Raw genomic sequence first — 223 nt, 5'->3', positions numbered from 1 at the left:
GACGCGCTTGCGGGCAGGCGCTTCCTGTGCGGGCGGTTTTCAGTGGCCGACATCTCCGCCTTCATGGCGGTGCATTATGCCCGGCGCCTCGGCGGACCGTCCCTGAAGCCGGTCCCGGCGCTGGCCGCCTGGTACGCCGGCTTGTCCGAACGGTCCGCCTTCGGGCGGATCGTTGCGGAGATCGCCGAGGCGGACCGGGAGCTCTCCGCACCTGTGGACGGGG

General features: G+C 71.7%; 1 pseudogene. It reads left to right on the top strand.

The annotated features are described in order from the left end of the window. Positions 1-42: 42 nt before the first annotated feature. Positions 43-223 (top strand): annotated as a pseudogene (locus tag E4K09_RS19710) (glutathione S-transferase family protein); the annotation flags it as partial.

Source organism: Microvirga pakistanensis (genome assembly GCF_004458765.1).
GTDB classification, from domain to species: Bacteria; Pseudomonadota; Alphaproteobacteria; order Rhizobiales; family Beijerinckiaceae; genus Microvirga; species Microvirga pakistanensis.
The sequence above is the reverse complement of the archived record's forward strand: the minus strand, read 5'-3'. Positions and strand labels throughout refer to the sequence as shown.